The organism is Paenarthrobacter sp. TAF1 (assembly GCF_052113825.1).
GTDB lineage: Bacteria > Actinomycetota > Actinomycetes > Actinomycetales > Micrococcaceae > Arthrobacter > Arthrobacter nicotinovorans.
Genome location: NZ_JBFRDO010000002.1, coordinates 24,586 through 41,702, shown reverse-complemented (window position 1 = coordinate 41,702; position 17,117 = coordinate 24,586). Strand labels below are relative to the sequence as shown.

The window sequence follows — 17,117 nt, the reverse complement described above, 5'->3', positions numbered from 1 at the left end:
AATGCTGATCATTGGACCTCCCGGTTCGGGTAAGGGTACGCAGGCTGAGCGGATTTCGGAGCGCCTCGGCGTAGTCGCCATCTCCACCGGCGACATCTTCCGTGCCAACGTCAAGGGTGAAACGCCCTTGGGTATCGAAGCCAAGAAGTACATGGACGCTGGTGACTTCGTTCCGGACAGCGTCACGAACAACATGGTTCGCGATCGACTGAGCCAGAGCGATGTCGAGAACGGCTTCCTGCTCGACGGCTACCCGCGCACCACCGCGCAGGTTGACTACCTCGACCAGATCCTCGCTGAGGGTGAGCAGGAGCTCGACGTCGTGCTCCAGCTGACCGCGGATGACGAAGAACTGGTTGCACGCCTCCTGGGCCGTGCAAAGGAAACGGGACGTTCGGACGACAACGAGGCCGTGATCCGTCACCGTCTTGACCTCTACCACGAGCAGACCGAAGCCGTTGTGGCCAAGTACGCTGAGCGCGGCATCCTTACTCAGGTGGATGGCATCGGCGGTATCGATGAAGTTACCGACCGCGTGCTCACAGCCATCGAGTCGGCCAAGGCTGTCTAGCGTTTTTCCACATAGCTGGGGAACCGGAGCTGGAGTGAAGGGTGTGTCCCGTACCATGGGTGCGGGACACACCCTTTTTCGTTGAAGCGGCACATTCTTGGGGGAAGCGCATGCAGACAGCTCTGTCAGGACGTAGCCGGATTTCGGGGCTTGAGGTCTACCTGCCACCGACGCGACTGGATACGGCCGCCGTCGAACGCCGCATTGCCGAATCCAGCCCTGGCTTCCGCGTGCCGACGGGTCTGATTGGCCGGGTCACGGGAATCCGCTCCAGGAGTGTCATGTCCCCGACGGAGCAGGCGTCGGATCTGGCCGCCAACGCCGCTGCCAAGGTCCTGGCGGAATGCGGATTGCAGGCGCCTGACGTGGACCTGCTGGTCTTTGCCTCTGCCAGCCAGGACATGGTTGAACCCGCTACGGGACACATGGTGGCAGCGAAACTGGGACTTTCATGCCCTGTGATGGACGTCAAGAACGCCTGCAACAGTTTCCTCAACGGTATGGAGGTTGCCGACGCTCTGATCGCCGGAGGGCGCTATGGGAGGGTTCTGGTGGTCACGGGGGAGTCGCCTTCCCGGGCGGTGCGGTGGTCGGTGCCGGACTTCCCGACGTTCGCCTCCAGCTTCCCCGGGTACACCATGAGCGACGGCGGCGCAGCAGTGTTGCTGGAGGCCGCGGTTGATCCCGCCGCAGCTGCAGACGGGGCGGCCGGAATCCTGGCCATGGGCTTCACCGCGCGAAGCAGCCATTGGTCCGTGGGTACCTTGGCGGCGGGAGGGTCGGCCTTCCCCCGTGATCCAGAGGCCAGCTACTTCAACATGGACGGGGAAAAGCTCAAGGATGCGTTCTTGGACCTCGGCTCCGACATCCTTGATGCGACTCTCGCGGAGATGCACCTCGCGTGGACGGACTTCGCTGTCGTCTGCGTACACCAGGTCAGCGCACCGTACCGGCAAATATTCGCCGAAGGTGCCGGTGTGCCTGCGGAACTGCTGGTTCATTCCGTTGAGGACTTCGGCAACCTCGCCTCCGTCAGCCTTCCATTGCAACTGAAGCTTGCCGTGGACAGTGGCAGGGCCGGACCCGGGGACCTGGTGGCATTGGTCGGTTTGGGCGGCGGCGTGAGCCTGGGAATGGCGGTGGTGCGGCTGTGAGCCCGCAAGAGGTGCGCAACAGGCTTGCGAGTACGGCTTCCACAAAGTCCTTATGCGTGGCCATGCCGATGCTCAATGAAGAGAAGCTGGTACGGCAGGCACTGGATTCGCTGGCGGCGCAGACGTTTCAGGATTTCACGGTAGTGGTGGTGGACAACGGCTCCACGGATCTCAGCTGCGCCATCGTGACTGAGTTCGCGTCAGCGCACCCGGGGATGGATATCCGGTTGGTTCACGACAGCGAGAAGGGCACGGGCGCTGCAGCTGATACCGGCATGCGTTTCGGCGTGGAGCACGGTGCGCGCTGGCTGGCCCGCACCGATGCCGATTGCCTGGCCGCACCGGACTGGACAGAGCGGATCATGGCTGCATTCGATGACGGCCTGGAGCTGGTTGCCGGACAGCTGAATCCCAGGGAGGACGAGGGCATAACTGCCCGTGAGCGGATCATGATGTTGTTGGCCGTCGAGGTGGCGTCGTTCTTCGGTCGGATCCGCCCGGGAAACAAGGGCGAGGGATACTTGGGTCCGTACCAGATGCTTCCTGGTTGCAACATGGCCATCACCGCAGACATGTATCACCGCTCAGGGGGTTTCCCCAGGACCAGGATCGAAGATCTCCATGAGGACCGCGCCTTGTCCAACCGGGTGCGTAAATTGACGCGCAACTACGCCCTTCGACGCGATGTTGTGGTGTTCGGTTCCTCCCGACGGGTCAAAGCGTGGGGGCTGAAGAACACTCTCGCCTGGTACGCGGACCACCGGTACCGCCCCGAACACGTGGATATCCGGTGATGCGGAGCCTTGCAGCAATCAACCCGCAGTGTACGGCGGAACTTTGGGAGCGCCGCGTCCATCTGGGAGCCCACCCCGTGTTGTATCCCGTGATCCGCGGCCTGGGTGCCATGGGTCCTGTGGTTCGCATCCCGGGACTCGGTGTGCTGGTCAGCGAAGCGGGACTGGTTCGGGAGGTGCTGATGAGCCAGGACGCCTACGTCAAGAACGGCCCATCAGGCTCGGGTGCGCTGTGGACCCCCGTTGTGGGGCCCAAGGCCTTGGTGAACATGGATGGTGAGGAACACAGGCTGCTGCGGCGGCGCCTGGGTGACCTTTTCACTCCCCGCTCCGTGGAGGGCATCGTGGAACCGGCAGCGGCAGCTCTGAAGGCGCGCCTGCACGGTGATTTGGACGCGAACGGCCGCGTGGATCTGGTGGACTGCGTCAAAGAACTGGCCGGCGGGGTCATCTCGCGCCTGCTGGGGGTTCCCGACGATGCCCCGGGGAGGTTGGCGGACAGGGAGCTTTTCGACCTCGGCTCCTCCATCTCGTCGCTTGTCCGCCTGGGCCGGCCGACGCTGACGGCGGGCCAAGTGGCCAAAGGAAAATCCGCCGTCGCGGTTTTGGCTGGACCGGTCCGGACGGCGTACAGGGTAAGCGACCCGGATACCTTCCCCGGCAGACTGCGTGAGCTCGGTATGGCAGAGGACGAAGCCATGGGCATCATCAGTGCGTTCGTGATGGTGGGCACCGAGACGCTGGTGTCGTTTGTGCCAAGGCTGGTGGCGTTGCTTGCTGACAGTGGACGGCTCAGTGAACTGGCCGCGGACAGGTCCGTTGTTCCGGCCGCCGTCAACGAGGCCCTGCGCTTTACGGTTCCTTCGCCCATGATGCTGCGGGACGCAGTGGTTGATGGATACATAGGCGGTACAAAGGTCTTCGCCGGGGACAGGATCCTGCTCTCAACCATCCACGCCGCCAAGAGCCTGGGTGGATTTGATCCGGCACAGGCAACACCACAGCAGGCACGTCAACTGTGGTTCGGTGCCGGACCGCATTTCTGTATCGGCATGCCGCTAGCCATGGCGGAAATCAACAAGACGCTCGAGCTGCTCCTGGACATGTACGCCCAGCGGCCGTGGTTGATCGCTGCCCGCCAGGTCAGCAGGGGAGTGCTGATTCCCGGGTATCGGAAGTTGGAGTTGGCCCATGCCTGACGAGACACCCGGCCTACCCCTGATGGCAGAGGATCTGATCACCGCCGTCTATGCCGTGGCGGACCGTGTTCCGGACCGTCCCGCCATCACGGCACCAAGCAAAAGCCGGCCACCGTGGGCACGGCGGAGAAACGACGGCGTCCGGCCCGGTCGTACCATCACGTACCGCGAGTTGGTGGATGGCATTGAGGCCACGGCCCGGCGTTTGCAGGATGACGGATTCGGGACAGGGGAGCGGATGCTCTTCTCGGTCCGTCCCAGTCCCGAAGCGTTCATTCTGGCACTTGGAGCCGTCAGGGCGGGCGGCTCCGTGGTGTTCATCGATCCCGGCATAGGGCCTTCGCTCTTCCGGGACCGGGCAGAACTCGCTGCGCCGCGCTGGGCCGCGTCGGAGTCACTCCTGTATGCCGTCAGCGCCAGGAGCCCGCTCCGTCCCATCGCACGCGGCCGCGGCCTGCTGCTCCCTGACTACGGGGCCATGGATGTCCGCCACTACTACTCCGGGCCGTGGCTCCCCGGCGTCCCCCGCGGCGCTTCGCCGGTAAAAGGGCTTGCGGCAACACTCCCGCAGGGGCAAGAGTCCGCCAGACCCACAGAAACGGTGACCGAACAGGAAGCGGTGATCATCTTCACCTCCGGTACCACCGGCTCACCCAAAGGGGTCATCCACACGAGGGGTTCCCTGGCCGCAGGTTTCGGGCAATTATCGACGCGTTGCAGCTTCGGTGAGGGGGACCGGATCCACTCCGAGCAGCTCATGATGGGCCTTCCGGCCTTGATCGCCGGCGCCCACTGGACGATGCCCGGTTATGGTTTCTCGGCTCACATTAACCCGCTTCGCCTGGCCGGCGAGTTGGGTGCCGTGACCGGCAAAGAAACGTCGTACGACGCCGCCACGCACCTTTTCCTGGTGCCCTCCCAACTGGCGCCCATCCTGGACGCCATCGAAGACGGTTCCGTCACTCTGCCCGCGACACTGAGAACAGTGATGCTGGGGGCCGCCCCCATCCTTGCTCCCTTCCTTGAACGGGCAATGAAGCTCCTGCCCGGGGTCGGGTTCAAACTCATCTACGGCATGACCGAGGTGCTGCCCATCGCCATTGCCGATGGCCGGGAGAAACTGGCCTTCGCGTCCGGCGCCGAAGCCGGGTTCACTGCGCCCGATGGCAGCGGTGAGGGCGACTTCCTCGGGGAGCCGCTGCCCGCCGTCGGGATCCGCATAGCAGCCGACCACGAGCTGTTCGCCCGTGGGCCGAACATGTGCCGTGGCTACTTGGGCGAGGACCCCATGGTGGAGCACGCCACTGGCGACCTCGTCCGGCTGGACCACGGAGGAACCGGTGCGTCCAGGCTGGTCATGATCGGACGCAAGAAGGACATGATCATCCGGGGTAAGACAAACATCTACCCCGCGTTGTATGAGCCGGTCATCGCAGCTGTGCAAGGGGTCCGGACTGCAGTCATGGTGGGGGTACCGGACACTATCGGAGACGAGGCGGTATGGCTGGCGGTGGTCCCTGAACCGGACCAATCCGCTGTTGAGCTGAAGTCCCGGCTGGCCAGGGAACTGCCCATGCTCATCGACGAGTCCGCCCTTCCGGACCATATCGAAGTCCTGGAATCCATCCCATCCTCCGGCAGGCACAGGAAGCCGGACCGGGTGGCCCTGCGCGGGATGTTTGCCGTACGCCGGGACCCCGGGGAGGCCACATGAGGATTGCAGTGACAGGCGCGACGGGGTTCGTTGGAGGAGCCGTGGCGGATGCGGCTGAAGCCCGTGGCTGGGACGTCGTCCGCTATGCCCGCCGCCAGGGAGAGGGCTTGGAGTACTGGGACCTGGCGGGGCTGCCGCCTGCCCGGCTTCCGCACGTGGATGCGGTTGTCCACGCCGGTGCCCACGTGGCCGACTGGGGAGACGCTGCCGTTTTTCACCGGGCAAACGTCGAGGGGACAAGGGCGGTCGCCGAAGCTTTCGCCGGGACACGCCTGGTCCATATCTCAAGCTCCAGCGTCTATCCGTGGTGGGAACCATGCGTGGATCGCCCCGAAGATGAGGTTGCTGCGCGACACCTGAATGCCTATGGACGCAGCAAGGCGCTCGCCGACGTCGAAGCCAGGAAACACGGCGATGCCGTGGCACTGCGTCCCCACGCCGTGTACGGCCCGGGTGACCGGACGCTGTTGCCCCGCCTCGTCAGCAACATTCGTGCAGGGCGGCTGCTCAGCATCGGGCACCCCGGGGTGAAACATCAACTGACCCATGTAGACAACCTGACACGGGCCGTCCTGGCCGCCTGCCAGTCGACGGTGCGCGGTGCGGTGAACGTGGGGGATGCCCAGCCTGTGGAGCTGGGGGCTGTATTGCGGCAGGTACTCGATGTTTCAGGACGCAGCGACGTCCCCGTCACCTACCTTCCGGAGCCCGCGGCCATGGCGCTCGCGGCCGTTTCGGAAGCAGCTTCGCGGGCTACGGGCCGTGCTCCGAAGCTGACCCGCTACGCCGTCAGCCAGGTAGGAAAGCAGCGGACGTACCGTTTGGACCGGCTGCGGGACGAGCTGGGAATCGAGCCAATTTCGACCACGGTCTCCGATGCGGGAAAATGGTTGGAGCACGGGGCCTGATCGGTCCCAACAGCAAACCTTCCAGAGGAGAACATGGCGTTCGGTCAGCCCCGCATTGAATATAAGAACAACGAGCAGATGCGTACGATGCAGCAGGCCGGGCTTGTCCTGAGCAGGGCACTGGACGCTGCCGTTGCGGCTGCCAAGCCCGGCGTCACCACCAAGGACCTGGACGACGTCTTTGCAGCAGTCCTCAATGACGCAGGAGCCAAGTCCAACTTCCTCGGATACCACGGGTTCCCGGCGACCATCTGCGCCTCCGTCAACGAGGAAGTGGTCCACGGCATCCCCGGTGGACGCGTCCTCCAAGACGGAGACATCATCTCCATCGACGGCGGCTGCATCGTGGATGGCTGGCACTCCGACTCGGCGCGGACGGTCATCGTGGGCACCGCGGATCCCGAGGACCAGCGGCTGTCGGACGTCACCGAGGCCGCCATGTGGCGGGGTATCGCTGCCTTGGCCAAGGGCAAGTTCGTGGGAGACATCGGAAACGCCATCGATGACTACGTCTCCTCGGTCCCGGGCAAGCCGCTGGGCATCCTGGAGGACTACGTCGGCCATGGCATCGGTTCCGAAATGCACATGGCACCTGATGTCCTGAACTACCGGACCAGCCACCGTGGTCCGAAGATCCGCCCGGGCTTGTGCCTTGCGATTGAGCCAATGCTGGTTCGCGGCGACATCGAAACGGCCACCCTCGACGACGACTGGACCGTGGTCACCACTGACGGCAAGCGTTCCTGCCAGTGGGAGCACTCCGTAGCAGTGCATGAAAAGGGCATCTGGGTGCTGTCCGCCCCCGATGGAGGCGCAGAGCAATTGGCGCCCCTCGGCGTCGTGCCTGTCCCCATCCCGTAACTGCTCCAAAAGGAAGAGCGCGGCTACCGAAGTAGCCGCGCTCTTTTGTTCTTTCCAGAGGGGTCAGGACTTCAGCTTCGGCTTGACGTCCTTGGTGTAGATGCCCTCAAGCGTCTTCTTCAGCTCGGTCATGGTCGCTTGGACATCGCCCTGCTGCGTGAGGATTTTGGCTGCTGACTTGGCCATTTCCTGATCGGCGCCCGGCAGGAACACGCGGGCGTTGTCCTGGACCTTGGTAGCAGCGAGCTGGTCCATGGCTGTCTTGATCTGCGGAGTGGCCGCGAGAACAGAGGACATGTCTGCCGAGAGCCTGGTAGGCATGTAGCCGGTGGCGGCTGAAAACGCGGCAGTGTTCTCCGGCTCGGTCATGAATTTAAGGAAGGTTGCCGCGGCCAGCTGCTCCTCCTTGGTGATGCCGCTGGGAATGCCGAGACCCGCACCGCCGGTAGGGCAGACGCTGCTCGGGACCTCGGGACCGCCGGGAAGGAACCCGACACCCACGTTGAACTTGGCTGCTTTCAGGACCCCCAGGAGCGAACCCGTGGAAGAAATGGTGGACGAGGTGATTCCGGCGGCAAAGTCGTCTGCGGCCTCCTTGGATGAAACACCGGCCCAGCCATCCTTGTAGATGGAGTCCTGGGCCCACTGAAGCGCGGCCACGGATTCCTTGGAGTCGCAGGTGATGTCCCAGCCTTTGGACCAGGCACCGCCCCAACCCCACAGGTTGTTCTGCAGCGTCCACCCGGCATAGCCCGCCAGGGCCGGGTAGATGTAGGCGTACTGCGCTCCGGAGGTCGCCTTGAGCTTGGGAGCCCACTCAGCGAACTCCTGCCACGTGGCCGGTGCGCGGTCCGGCAGGCCTGCTGCCTTGAAGTGGTCCTTGTTGTAGTAGAACAAGGGGGTGGAACGGCCGTACGGAAGGGCCCATTGCTTGTTGTCGTACTTGTAGTCGTCGACCAGCGATTTCTGGAAATCGTCGATCTTGATGTCCAGCTGCTTCACCAGGCCATCGATGGGGATGATGCTGCCGTTGGAGAAGTAGCGGAACCACCAAACGTCGGAGAGCACAACCAGCCCGGGCAGACCGGCTTTGGCTGCCTGGGACGTCTGGAACTTCTGCGCGATCTCTTCATAGTTGGCGCCCGCGGTGACCAGGTTGACCTTGATATCGGGGAATTTGGCGTGGAACTTCTCGATGATCGCCTTTTCCACATCCTGCGACTTGCCGGGGTGGTTCGTCCAGAAGTCGATGGAGGCGGCCGGCTTGACGCCACTGAAGTCGATAGTGGCGGTGTCGACGGCGTCTGCCGTGCCCGCCGTCGACGGTCCGCCGCATGCGGCGAGGGCCGCTGCTCCGGCTCCGAGGCCTGCCAATCCCAGGAAATGGCGGCGGTCAAGGTTGGTGCGCATGATGCTTCCTCTCAATTACTGACTTTGATGCGAATGGTGTGGTGGAGAATCAACCGGTGACACTGCCTTGGGTCAGACCGGCAACGATGTAGCGCTGGAGTGCTGCGAAGACCAGCAGGATGGGGACGATCACCAGTACCGCGCCGGCCATGAGGATTCCCCAGCCGGCTCCGTTGCCTTCGGAGTTCTGGAGGAGGGTCAGTCCTACCGGAAGCGTCATGGTTTCGGGCCGGTCCGTGATGATGAGGGGCCAGATGTAGTCGTTCCATTCGCTGACCACGGTCACCAGCGCCACTGTGGCGATCGACGGGACCGACACGGGAACGATGATCTGCCACAGCCTGCGCCAGTGTCCGGCGCCGTCAATCTCCGCCGCTTCAAGGATCGACGGCGGCAGCGTCAGGAAGTGCTGGCGCAGGAGGAACGTGCCGAACGCCGTGCCGAGCCCGGGAAGGATGATGCCCCACAGGGTGTTCTTTCCGCCCATGCCGGCGATCAGGATGTAGTTGGGCAGGATCGACACCTGGGCGGGGACCATAAGGGCCACAAGAATCAGCACGAAGATCACGTTTTTGAACGGGAAGCGCACGAACACCAAGGCATAGGCGGTGAGGATTGCCAGAACCACTTTGACCGACGAGCCCACGATGGTGACGATCAGGCTGTTGGCGAAGAACTGTGCGAACGGAACGGTGGTCATGGCCGTGACGTAGTTCTGCAGGTTCAGTGACTGGGGAAGGATCCGAAGGTCCATGGTGACGATTTCGCCGGGTTGCTTGAAGGAACTCAGGAGCATCCACAGCAGCGGCAGGAAGACCACCAGCGTTGCGACGATCAGGGGAACATAGCCGGTGGCCACGGTCTGGAGGAGATTGGACCTGGACAGGGGGTTGGTCCTGGCGGGCGGACCCTCCGGTGAAGCAGTCTGTTGGGGTTCTTCACGCACGATGACGGGTGCAGGGGCGCTCATGAATAGTGGACCTTTCGCTCAACGAACCGCAGTTGGAGGACGGTGATGACCAGCAGGATGGCGAAGAGGATCACCGAAATTGCGGCCGAATAGCCTGCCCGGTTGTATGCCCCGAAGGCCTGCAGGTACGCCTCGTAGATCAGCGTGCTGGTGCCGTTGCCCAGAGGGGTCATGATGCGGATGAGGTCGAAGGCCTGCAAGGAGCTGAGCATGGTGGTGATGAGCAGGAAGAACGTGGTGGGGGAGAGCAGCGGCAAAGAGATGTTGAAGAACCGCCGGAAACTGTTGGCACCATCCAGTGCCGCGGCCTCCATCACGTCGCGGGGAAGGGACTGCAACCCTGCCAGGAAAACCACGGCGCAGTAGCCCAGGTTCTTCCACACGTAGACGATGATGACCATCACCAGGGACAGCTGCGGATCGTTGATCCATTGCGGGCTCTGTTGCCCGAGTGCGCGCAGGATCCAGGCCAGCACTCCGTAACCGGGATCGAAGATGAACAGCCACACCAGGCCGACGCCCACTCCGGAGAGTACGTAGGGCGCGAACACCGCTGACCGGGCGAAGGTGGTTCCACGGACTTTCGAATTGAGCGCGAGGGCCACCAGTAGGCCAAGGATCATGGAGCCGCCTACGGTGAACACCGTGAAGATGGCCGTGGTTCCGAGGACCTTGGACGCATCCTCACTGGTGAAGAACGTGACGTAGTTCTGCAGCCCGACAACGGTGGCCGAGGCCGAGCCCAAGGTCCAGTCCAGTGTGGAGTAGTAGATGTTGTTGATCAGGGGCCAGTAGGTAAACGTGCCGATCAGGATCAGGTTGGGCAAGGCCATGGCAAGGAACACCACAAAGTCCTTGCGGCTGCGACCGGACCAGCGTCGTCTTGCGGGCACGGCGGTGCTGTTGTTCATCAAAGGGACATTCATGTATTACTCACGGTTTCGGCGGAATGCGGGGCGCCTGCTCCCTGCCAGGGGCGGCGAAGACAGGCCTAGCTCACCACATTGACGCCGCGTGCCCGGGCCAAAACGGTCCTTCGTAGCGAGAGTTGTCTTACACTTCCGGACCCGTTTACCGGGCGTTACTCACGAGTTCGTATTTGAGGTTCGACTCCCGTTTCATGACCGGCCCGGGGGTGGAGAATGGACCCATGACGGCGATCACCGATGTCCCGGGTATCCGGGTTGGGCACATGCAGAAGAACGACGGCGGGTGGCTGAGCGGCGTAACAGTCCTCCTTCCGCCACCGGGAACCGTGGGTTCCATTGACGTCCGCGGCGGGGGCCCTGGCACACACGAGACCGACGCACTGGACCCAACCACCTTGGTGTCCACGGTCGATGCCGTGGTCTTGACCGGCGGCAGTGCTTTCGGTTTGGCTTCGGCCACGGGTGCCCAACTCTGGTGTGAGGAACAGGGCCGCGGCTTCGCCGTCCCTGGAACTGTCGTGCCGATCGTTCCCGCTGCTGCCATCTTCGACCTCGGGCGCGGTGGCGACGTGCGCGCCCGACCCGATGCCGACATGGGTTACCGGGCAGCTGCGGCAGCGTTCGCCTCAGGCGACCATGCCGCCGTCGAACGTGGAAACGTCGGCGCGGGGACCGGTGCCGTTGTTGCCCGCGGACAGTACAAAGGCGGTGTGGGCAGCTCCTCGATCACTCTCGACGGCGGCGTGATCGTAGGTGCGCTGGCGGTGGTTAACGCGCTGGGTTCGCCCCAGTTTGGTCCTGCGGACCTGCAGCCCTCTGCGCGCTCGGTCGTTCCTCCCATAGACGCGCGCGGCCGGGCTCCAATCCCGCAGGCCGAGGATAAGCCAGCGCGGGTCGAACCCCAGGGACTCAACACCACGCTCGTGGTGATCGCTACTAATGCGGTGCTGGATGTGGCTGAGTGCAAGCGGACTGCCTCGTCCGGGCATGCCGGGCTGGCGCGGGCCCTGGATCCTTCCCACACCCTCGCGGACGGTGACACCATTTTCGCCCTGGCCACAGGCGCCATCGCTCTTGACCGCAGCACCGAACAAGCGCGGCAGGTATCGCTGATCACCCTCCAAAGCGCGGCGGCCGAGGCGGTCCGGTTGGCCATTCTGGACGGCGTCCTGGCGGCCGAAAGCATCACGACGGCGGCCGGTCACTTCCCGGCTTATCGCCAAGCGGGGGAGTGACGGCGGGGGACACGTGCGCTACCATGGTCGGATTTAACTTTCCAGCCTGATTGGCGTAGAGTTATTTGTTGGTTGTCTGTGCAGCCGCGCCCTTTTTGGTGTCGTGGTTCCAAGGCGGTCAAGCAAACAAAAAAACGTCCGCTGGATCTTCGGTGCCTCATCGGAGGACGGTGGCAAACAACAGTTAGCGGAGGATATGGCCAAGAAGGACGGGGTCATTGAGATCGAGGGCGTTGTGACTGAGGCGCTGCCCAATGCGATGTTTCGCGTTGAGCTCACCAACAAGCACGTCGTTCTCGCACACATCTCTGGGAAGATGCGTCAGCACTACATCAGGATTCTCCCAGAGGACCGGGTAGTGGTGGAGCTGAGCCCATACGACCTCACACGTGGTCGTATCGTCTACCGCTACAAGTAAATTGCTGGGCGGCAGGGCAATAGTGCCCAAGCCGCTCCAGCAGATCAACTGCAAAACACGCAAAGGAACGCCATGAAGGTCAAGCCGAGCGTCAAGCAGATCTGCGACAAGTGCAAAGTGATCCGCCGTAACGGCCGGGTCATGGTGATCTGCGAGAACCCGCGCCACAAGCAGCGCCAGGGCTAATTCCCCTTCCGGGAATCAGCGCCCGCAAGGGCAAACCTGGGTTGCTAGCCCACGCAAGTAAATAAAGGCAGCACAAGCTGTGCCAGGACTGCATTACAGAGCCTGGTCAGCGAACCCCCGGTCGGAGGCTGGGGCCGCACGGAACGTGCGGGTGTACTGCCTACGACCTCCGGTTTATTCAAGGAGTACCGCCACTATGGCTCGTCTCGCTGGCGTAGACATTCCCCGCGAAAAGCGGTTGGAAATTGCGCTTACTTACATCTACGGCGTGGGCAAGACCCGTGCACACGAAACCCTGGCTGCCACCGGCATCAGCGCTGACGTTCGCGTCAAGGACCTGACTGACGCCGAACTGGTTCAGCTGCGTGACTACATTGAAGGCAACTACAAGGTTGAGGGTGACCTTCGCCGCGAGGTAGCCGCTGACATCCGCCGCAAGGTTGAGATCGGCAGCTACGAAGGCCTGCGCCACCGCAAGGGCCTGCCCGTACGCGGACAGCGTACGAAGACCAACGCTCGTACCCGCAAGGGCCCGAAGCGCACCGTCGCCGGCAAGAAGAAGGCCGGACGTTAATCCCTCGGGATTGACCTGGTTTTCCCCCGATAACTTTCTGTAGGAGAAACAATGCCCCCGAAGACTCGTGGAGCGGTTCGTAAGCCGCGTCGCAAGGATAAGAAGAATATTGCGCTTGGCCAGGCGCACATCAAGAGCACCTTTAACAACACCATCGTGTCCATCACGGACCCGAACGGTGCTGTTATCTCATGGGCTTCCGCCGGTGAGGTTGGCTTCAAGGGCTCCCGTAAGTCCACCCCGTTCGCTGCCCAGATGGCTGCCGAAGCTGCTGCAAAGCGCGCCCAGGAGCACGGTCTGCGCAAGGTTGACGTCTTCGTCAAGGGACCGGGATCCGGACGCGAAACCGCAATCCGTTCACTTCAGGCCGCTGGCCTCGAGGTTGGCTCCATCCAGGATGTCACCCCCAGCGCCCACAACGGTTGCCGCCCCCCGAAGCGCCGCCGCGTCTAATTAGGTCTTCCCTGCCTGACTGGCCGGGCCTGCTATGGAAGTTTTCCTTCCATCAGCATGGCCCGGCTGGTCAGGCTGGAAACCGAAGCCGATTTCCACCACCTGTGTTGCGTCATATAGCGGATGCTCGCCGAAAGGAAACCTAAGTGCTCATTGCACAGCGCCCCACCCTGTCTGAAGAAGTTGTATCCGAGAACCGCTCCCGTTTCATCATTGAACCGCTGGAGCCGGGCTTCGGTTACACCCTCGGAAACTCCCTCCGCCGTACCCTGCTCTCCTCCATCCCCGGTGCCGCTGTAACCAGCATCCGGATCGATGGCGTGCTGCACGAGTTCACCACGGTTCCCGGTGTCAAGGAAGATGTCACTGAGATCATCCTGAACATCAAGAACCTTTCGGTTTCCTCCGAGCACGATGAGCCGGTTGTTGCATACCTGCGCAAGCAGGGCCCCGGAGTCGTCACCGCCGCGGACATCGCTCCGCCGGCCGGCGTCGAATTCCACAACCCGGATCTGCACATTGCCACTCTGAACTCGAAGGGCAAGTTCGAACTCGAACTGACCATCGAGCGCGGCCGTGGCTACGTTTCGGCAGCTCAGAACAAGTCCGGCGACTCCGAGATCGGCCGTATTCCGGTTGACTCGATCTACTCGCCGGTCATGAAGGTAACTTTCCGCGTGGAAGCTACCCGTGTTGAGCAGCGCACCGACTTCGACAAGCTCATTGTCGACGTCGAGACCAAGCAGGCAATCGCTCCCCGCGATGCTGTTGCTTCCGCAGGCACCACCCTGGTGGAACTGTTCGGTCTGGCTCGTGAGCTGAACACCGCAGCTGAAGGTATCGAGATTGGCCCGTCGCCGACGGACGCTGCCCTGGCAGCCGACATGGCTCTGCCGATCGAGGATCTGGACCTCACCGTCCGTTCCTACAACTGCCTCAAGCGTGAGGGCATCCACACCGTGGGTGAACTCGTTGCCCGCTCCGAGGCTGACCTGATGGACATCCGTAACTTCGGTGCGAAGTCCATCGACGAGGTCAAGGCAAAGCTCGTCGAACTGGGTCTGTCCCTCAAGGACTCCCCTCCCGGTTTCGATCTCGCAGCCCGCGCCGCAGCCATCGAAGAGGACGACGCCGCGTTCAGCGACGACGAGCTCTAAACAGCAGATCTTGGCCGCCGGGTCCAGCGATGGACCTGACCGGCTTACACAACAGGAGAAATAACTATGCCTACCCCCACTAAGGGTCCGCGCCTCGGAGGCGGCCCGGCTCACGAGCGTCTGATGCTCGCGAACCTGGCAGCTGCTCTGTTTGAGCACAAGCGCATCACCACCACGGTCACCAAGGCCAAGCGCCTCAAGCCGTACGCAGAGCGTCTGGTCACCTTCGCCAAGCGTGGCGACCTCGCTTCCCGCCGCCGCGTTCTCGGCCTGATCAGCGACAAGGGCGTTGTCCACGAGCTGTTCACCGACATCGCCGGCGCCGTTGCCAACCGCGATGGTGGCTACACCCGCATCACCAAGATCGGCAACCGCAAGGGCGACAACGCTCCCATGGCTGTCATCGAGCTCGTTCTCGAGCCGGTTTCCCCGAAGCAGGCCGTTGTTGCTGAAGCAACCGCTGCTGCTGCCAAGGCTGCTCCGGCTGCCGAGGAAGAGGTCGTAGAGACCGAAGCCGTCGAAACCGAAGCTGCTGAGTCTGAAGAGGCTCCTGCCGCTGAAGTTGCTGAGACCGAAGAGGCTCCGGAAGCTGAAGCTGCTGAAACCGAAGAGGCTCCGGCCGCTGAGGACAAGAAGTAATTCACTGAATTCTTCACAGTAGACTTAAGTCTATGAACGAACGAAAACCCGCTGCCCCCGTTATGGGGGGCGGCGGGTTTTTGCGTGTCCGGCTGGATCTTTCGTACGACGGCGGCCCGTTCAGCGGCTGGGCATTGCAGCCGGGGCTGCGTACCGTGCAGGGTTCTTTGGAAGAAGCACTGGCGCTGTTGTTGCAACGACCCGTCCGCGTTACTGTTGCCGGCCGCACCGATGCCGGCGTCCACGCCCGCGGCCAGGTAGTACATCTCGATGTCACCGAAGCCGAGTGGCTCTCACTGCCGCGTGGCCACGAACTTGATCCCGCCGTCGCCCTTTTGCGACGCCTCCGCGGAGCCTTGAGCCGGATCCTCGGCGACCTCACCGGTGCAGTGGAAGTGCACGACGCCGGTCTGGCGCCGGAGGGTTTCGACGCGCGCTTCTCGGCGTTGTGGCGCAGGTACAGTTACCGGATTGCAGACGGTCCGGGGAGATGGGACCCGGTGCTTCGTATGATCACGCTGTGGCACAAGGCGCCCTTGGATGTTGCCTTGATGAACCAGGGTTCCCGGTCCTTGTTGGGGCTCCAGGATTTTCGTTCCTACTGCAAACCCCGGGAAGGTGCCACCACCATCCGTGAGCTGCAGAAGTTCTCGTTTGATCGCGGAAGCGACGGCGTCATCGTGGCTACCGTTCAGGCTGACGCTTTCTGCCACAACATGGTGCGTTCGTTGGTTGGTTCGGCTCTGCGGGTGGGGGAGGGGCTGGAAACTCCTGAATGGCTGCACTCGCGGCTGTTGGAGCGCCGACGCGATGCCAAGTCGGTGCTCGCCGCGCCTCATCCGTTGGTCCTCGAAGAAGTGGCCTACCCGTCGGACAGTGAGCTGCTCGCCAGGGCTGAATTGACGCGGGCCCGGCGGGAGTAGCCTTCCTGTCGTCGCCCGGATGTTGTTAGCCCGGACGTTGGAGGACCCCCTCCCGGCTCTGGGTACCGGAAGGGGGCCGTTGTGGCACTCCGTGGTCTGGGATCCGCGAATTGCCGGTCTATTTCCCGCAGGACATAATCAGCCAAAAGCCTGGATGATCCTGATGGCCGCGGGACCCAGAAGGACTATGAACAGCACCGGGAAGATGCAGAACAGCAAGGGGAAGAGCACCTTGACGGGGAGCTTCATCGCCCGCTCTTCGGCGCTCTGCCGTCGCCTGACGCGTGCTTTCTTGGCCTGTGCTCGAAGCACGTTGGCGATGCCGATCCCGTATTTGTCGGCTTGGATCACTGCAAGGACGAAGCTACGGATGTCCGGGACGGCGCATCGTTCGGCCAGGGCATCATAGGACTCCTGCCGTGGGCGTCCCACCTGGATGTCTTGCAGAGTGCGCATCAGCTCCTGGGCCAGGGGACCGGCCCCTTGTACGGACGCCCGTTCCATGGCCGATTCGAACCCGAGGCCGGCCTCGACCGAAATCAGCATTTGATCGAGAGTATTCGGAAACTCAAGTTTGATGGCCTCCTGCCGTTTGATCCCTGTGTTGTAAATCAAGAGATCGGGAAGGAAGTACAGAAAGATGGTCAGGAAGAGGCCAAGACCGACCATTCCTGGACCGGGGCTGAGGAGAAACAGGAAGACGCCGCCGACTGCTCCGGCCAGTGCCAGGGCCGGCTTCAGAGACATGAGCTTAGGCAGGGGCATCGACATCGGGCGCCCAGCCAGGGCAAGCCAGTGATCCAGCTTGGCCTCGTAGCTTCCAGGAGTCAGCTTCCTGGCAACACCCAGAAGGAGCGGTGGGCGCCGAAGACTCGCACTGCCACTTTGAGTGAAGCCGGAACCGAGGTTGTCCTGAATGGCAACAATGCCCTTCCGGTCAATGCTGAGCAATGACCAGGCAAAATAGGCCAGTGGAAGAACGATAAGGGCGATAATCAGCCATGCAGAGGGAGTCATGAGCT

The 17,117-nt window shown here is 62.8% G+C and carries 19 protein-coding genes; 15 read left to right on the top strand and 4 right to left on the bottom strand.

Annotated features, from left to right (window positions below):
- Position 1 precedes the first annotated feature (1 nt).
- From AB4Y81_RS02180 to map, 7 genes are all read left to right on the top strand, one after another.
- Positions 2 to 571, top strand: coding sequence for an adenylate kinase (locus tag AB4Y81_RS02180; RefSeq protein ID WP_018776674.1), 570 nt, complete (start codon positions 2 to 4; stop codon positions 569 to 571).
- Between the two features lie 110 nt (positions 572 to 681).
- Positions 682 to 1,725 (top strand): 3-oxoacyl-ACP synthase III family protein, encoded by a 1,044-nt coding sequence (locus AB4Y81_RS02175; protein ID WP_055971671.1) that lies wholly within the window; start codon positions 682 to 684, stop codon positions 1,723 to 1,725.
- Between the two features lie 62 nt (positions 1,726 to 1,787).
- Positions 1,788 to 2,519 carry a glycosyltransferase family A protein gene (locus AB4Y81_RS02170; protein ID WP_018776672.1) on the top strand — a complete coding sequence of 244 codons (732 nt, stop codon included), beginning with the start codon at positions 1,788 to 1,790 and terminating at the stop codon, positions 2,517 to 2,519.
- A gap of 77 nt (positions 2,520 to 2,596) precedes the next feature.
- The gene (locus AB4Y81_RS02165) at positions 2,597 to 3,718 is read left to right on the top strand and encodes a cytochrome P450 (protein WP_441995023.1); all 1,122 of its coding nucleotides are present in this window, start codon (positions 2,597 to 2,599) and stop codon (positions 3,716 to 3,718) included.
- Positions 3,711 to 5,432 (top strand): AMP-binding protein, encoded by a 1,722-nt coding sequence (locus AB4Y81_RS02160; protein ID WP_441995021.1) that lies wholly within the window; start codon positions 3,711 to 3,713, stop codon positions 5,430 to 5,432. Before AB4Y81_RS02165 ends, AB4Y81_RS02160 begins: the two co-directional genes overlap by 8 nt.
- On the top strand, positions 5,429 to 6,340 hold the full coding sequence (locus AB4Y81_RS02155; protein WP_416428381.1) for an NAD-dependent epimerase/dehydratase family protein: 912 nt from the start codon (positions 5,429 to 5,431) through the stop codon (positions 6,338 to 6,340). The genes AB4Y81_RS02160 and AB4Y81_RS02155 overlap by 4 nt, the downstream gene beginning before the upstream one ends.
- Before the next feature lie 33 nt (positions 6,341 to 6,373).
- Positions 6,374 to 7,201: a type I methionyl aminopeptidase gene (gene map, locus AB4Y81_RS02150; RefSeq protein ID WP_018776668.1), complete on the top strand. Its 828-nt coding sequence runs from the start codon at positions 6,374 to 6,376 to the stop codon at positions 7,199 to 7,201.
- A gap of 63 nt (positions 7,202 to 7,264) precedes the next feature.
- Here the strand turns inward: map and AB4Y81_RS02145 are convergent, their stop codons facing one another.
- From AB4Y81_RS02145 to AB4Y81_RS02135, 3 genes are read right to left on the bottom strand one after another with little or no spacing between them, the layout of a single operon-like run.
- Positions 7,265 to 8,611 (bottom strand): ABC transporter substrate-binding protein, encoded by a 1,347-nt coding sequence (locus AB4Y81_RS02145; protein WP_441995019.1) that lies wholly within the window; start codon positions 8,609 to 8,611, stop codon positions 7,265 to 7,267.
- 49 nt (positions 8,612 to 8,660) lie between these two features.
- Complete coding sequence (locus AB4Y81_RS02140; RefSeq protein ID WP_441995018.1) at positions 8,661 to 9,581, bottom strand: carbohydrate ABC transporter permease; 921 nt, start codon at positions 9,579 to 9,581, stop codon at positions 8,661 to 8,663.
- Positions 9,578 to 10,492, bottom strand: a complete 915-nt coding sequence (locus tag AB4Y81_RS02135; RefSeq protein ID WP_416428376.1) for a carbohydrate ABC transporter permease — start codon at positions 10,490 to 10,492, stop codon at positions 9,578 to 9,580. The genes AB4Y81_RS02140 and AB4Y81_RS02135 overlap by 4 nt, the downstream gene beginning before the upstream one ends.
- 239 nt (positions 10,493 to 10,731) lie before the next feature.
- Between AB4Y81_RS02135 and AB4Y81_RS02130 the strand changes: the two genes are divergently transcribed.
- The 8 genes from AB4Y81_RS02130 (at position 10,732) to AB4Y81_RS02095 (ending at position 16,095) form a co-directional block, all read left to right on the top strand.
- A complete protein-coding gene (locus tag AB4Y81_RS02130) occupies positions 10,732 to 11,745 on the top strand; it encodes a P1 family peptidase (protein ID WP_441995015.1) in 1,014 nt (337 codons plus the stop codon).
- Positions 11,746 to 11,941: 196 nt separating this feature from the next.
- Positions 11,942 to 12,163: a translation initiation factor IF-1 gene (gene infA / locus AB4Y81_RS02125; protein ID WP_011775571.1), complete on the top strand. Its 222-nt coding sequence runs from the start codon at positions 11,942 to 11,944 to the stop codon at positions 12,161 to 12,163.
- Between the two features lie 72 nt (positions 12,164 to 12,235).
- Entirely contained in the window at positions 12,236 to 12,349 is a 114-nt protein-coding gene (rpmJ, locus tag AB4Y81_RS02120; RefSeq protein WP_011775570.1) for a 50S ribosomal protein L36, read from the top strand.
- Positions 12,350 to 12,545: 196 nt separating this feature from the next.
- A complete protein-coding gene (gene rpsM, locus AB4Y81_RS02115; RefSeq protein WP_011775569.1) occupies positions 12,546 to 12,923 on the top strand; it encodes a 30S ribosomal protein S13 in 378 nt (125 codons plus the stop codon).
- A gap of 51 nt (positions 12,924 to 12,974) precedes the next feature.
- Complete coding sequence (gene rpsK, locus AB4Y81_RS02110; protein ID WP_014922380.1) at positions 12,975 to 13,376, top strand: 30S ribosomal protein S11; 402 nt, start codon at positions 12,975 to 12,977, stop codon at positions 13,374 to 13,376.
- 146 nt (positions 13,377 to 13,522) lie between these two features.
- Positions 13,523 to 14,533, top strand: coding sequence for a DNA-directed RNA polymerase subunit alpha (locus tag AB4Y81_RS02105; RefSeq protein ID WP_011775567.1), 1,011 nt, complete (start codon positions 13,523 to 13,525; stop codon positions 14,531 to 14,533).
- Between the two features lie 66 nt (positions 14,534 to 14,599).
- On the top strand, positions 14,600 to 15,172 hold the full coding sequence (rplQ, locus tag AB4Y81_RS02100) for a 50S ribosomal protein L17 (protein WP_026267001.1): 573 nt from the start codon (positions 14,600 to 14,602) through the stop codon (positions 15,170 to 15,172).
- A 32-nt stretch (positions 15,173 to 15,204) separates the two neighbouring features.
- Positions 15,205 to 16,095 (top strand): tRNA pseudouridine synthase A, encoded by an 891-nt coding sequence (locus AB4Y81_RS02095; protein WP_441995011.1) that lies wholly within the window; start codon positions 15,205 to 15,207, stop codon positions 16,093 to 16,095.
- A 138-nt stretch (positions 16,096 to 16,233) separates the two neighbouring features.
- Here AB4Y81_RS02095 and AB4Y81_RS02090 read toward each other — a convergent pair whose 3' ends face one another.
- Complete coding sequence (locus AB4Y81_RS02090; protein ID WP_441995009.1) at positions 16,234 to 17,112, bottom strand: type II secretion system F family protein; 879 nt, start codon at positions 17,110 to 17,112, stop codon at positions 16,234 to 16,236.
- Positions 17,113 to 17,117 lie beyond the last annotated feature (5 nt).

What these genes read in the sequence shown, in the direction of transcription:
- AB4Y81_RS02180 (WP_018776674.1), top strand. Translation starts at nt 2, where the DNA reads ATGCTGATCATTGGACCTCCCGGTTCGGGTAAGGGTACGCAGGCTGAG.
- AB4Y81_RS02175 (WP_055971671.1), top strand. Translation starts at nt 682, where the DNA reads ATGCAGACAGCTCTGTCAGGACGTAGCCGGATTTCGGGGCTTGAGGTC.
- AB4Y81_RS02170 (WP_018776672.1), top strand. Translation starts at nt 1,788, where the DNA reads ATGCCGATGCTCAATGAAGAGAAGCTGGTACGGCAGGCACTGGATTCG.
- AB4Y81_RS02160 (WP_441995021.1), top strand. Translation starts at nt 3,711, where the DNA reads ATGCCTGACGAGACACCCGGCCTACCCCTGATGGCAGAGGATCTGATC.
- AB4Y81_RS02155 (WP_416428381.1), top strand. Translation starts at nt 5,429, where the DNA reads ATGAGGATTGCAGTGACAGGCGCGACGGGGTTCGTTGGAGGAGCCGTG.
- map (WP_018776668.1), top strand. Translation starts at nt 6,374, where the DNA reads ATGGCGTTCGGTCAGCCCCGCATTGAATATAAGAACAACGAGCAGATG.
- AB4Y81_RS02145 (WP_441995019.1), bottom strand. Translation starts at nt 8,611, where the DNA reads ATGCGCACCAACCTTGACCGCCGCCATTTCCTGGGATTGGCAGGCCTC.
- AB4Y81_RS02140 (WP_441995018.1), bottom strand. Translation starts at nt 9,581, where the DNA reads ATGAGCGCCCCTGCACCCGTCATCGTGCGTGAAGAACCCCAACAGACT.
- AB4Y81_RS02135 (WP_416428376.1), bottom strand. Translation starts at nt 10,492, where the DNA reads ATGAACAACAGCACCGCCGTGCCCGCAAGACGACGCTGGTCCGGTCGC.
- AB4Y81_RS02130 (WP_441995015.1), top strand. Translation starts at nt 10,732, where the DNA reads ATGACGGCGATCACCGATGTCCCGGGTATCCGGGTTGGGCACATGCAG.
- infA (WP_011775571.1), top strand. Translation starts at nt 11,942, where the DNA reads ATGGCCAAGAAGGACGGGGTCATTGAGATCGAGGGCGTTGTGACTGAG.
- rpmJ (WP_011775570.1), top strand. Translation starts at nt 12,236, where the DNA reads ATGAAGGTCAAGCCGAGCGTCAAGCAGATCTGCGACAAGTGCAAAGTG.
- rpsM (WP_011775569.1), top strand. Translation starts at nt 12,546, where the DNA reads ATGGCTCGTCTCGCTGGCGTAGACATTCCCCGCGAAAAGCGGTTGGAA.
- rpsK (WP_014922380.1), top strand. Translation starts at nt 12,975, where the DNA reads ATGCCCCCGAAGACTCGTGGAGCGGTTCGTAAGCCGCGTCGCAAGGAT.
- rplQ (WP_026267001.1), top strand. Translation starts at nt 14,600, where the DNA reads ATGCCTACCCCCACTAAGGGTCCGCGCCTCGGAGGCGGCCCGGCTCAC.
- AB4Y81_RS02095 (WP_441995011.1), top strand. Translation starts at nt 15,205, where the DNA reads ATGAACGAACGAAAACCCGCTGCCCCCGTTATGGGGGGCGGCGGGTTT.
- AB4Y81_RS02090 (WP_441995009.1), bottom strand. Translation starts at nt 17,112, where the DNA reads ATGACTCCCTCTGCATGGCTGATTATCGCCCTTATCGTTCTTCCACTG.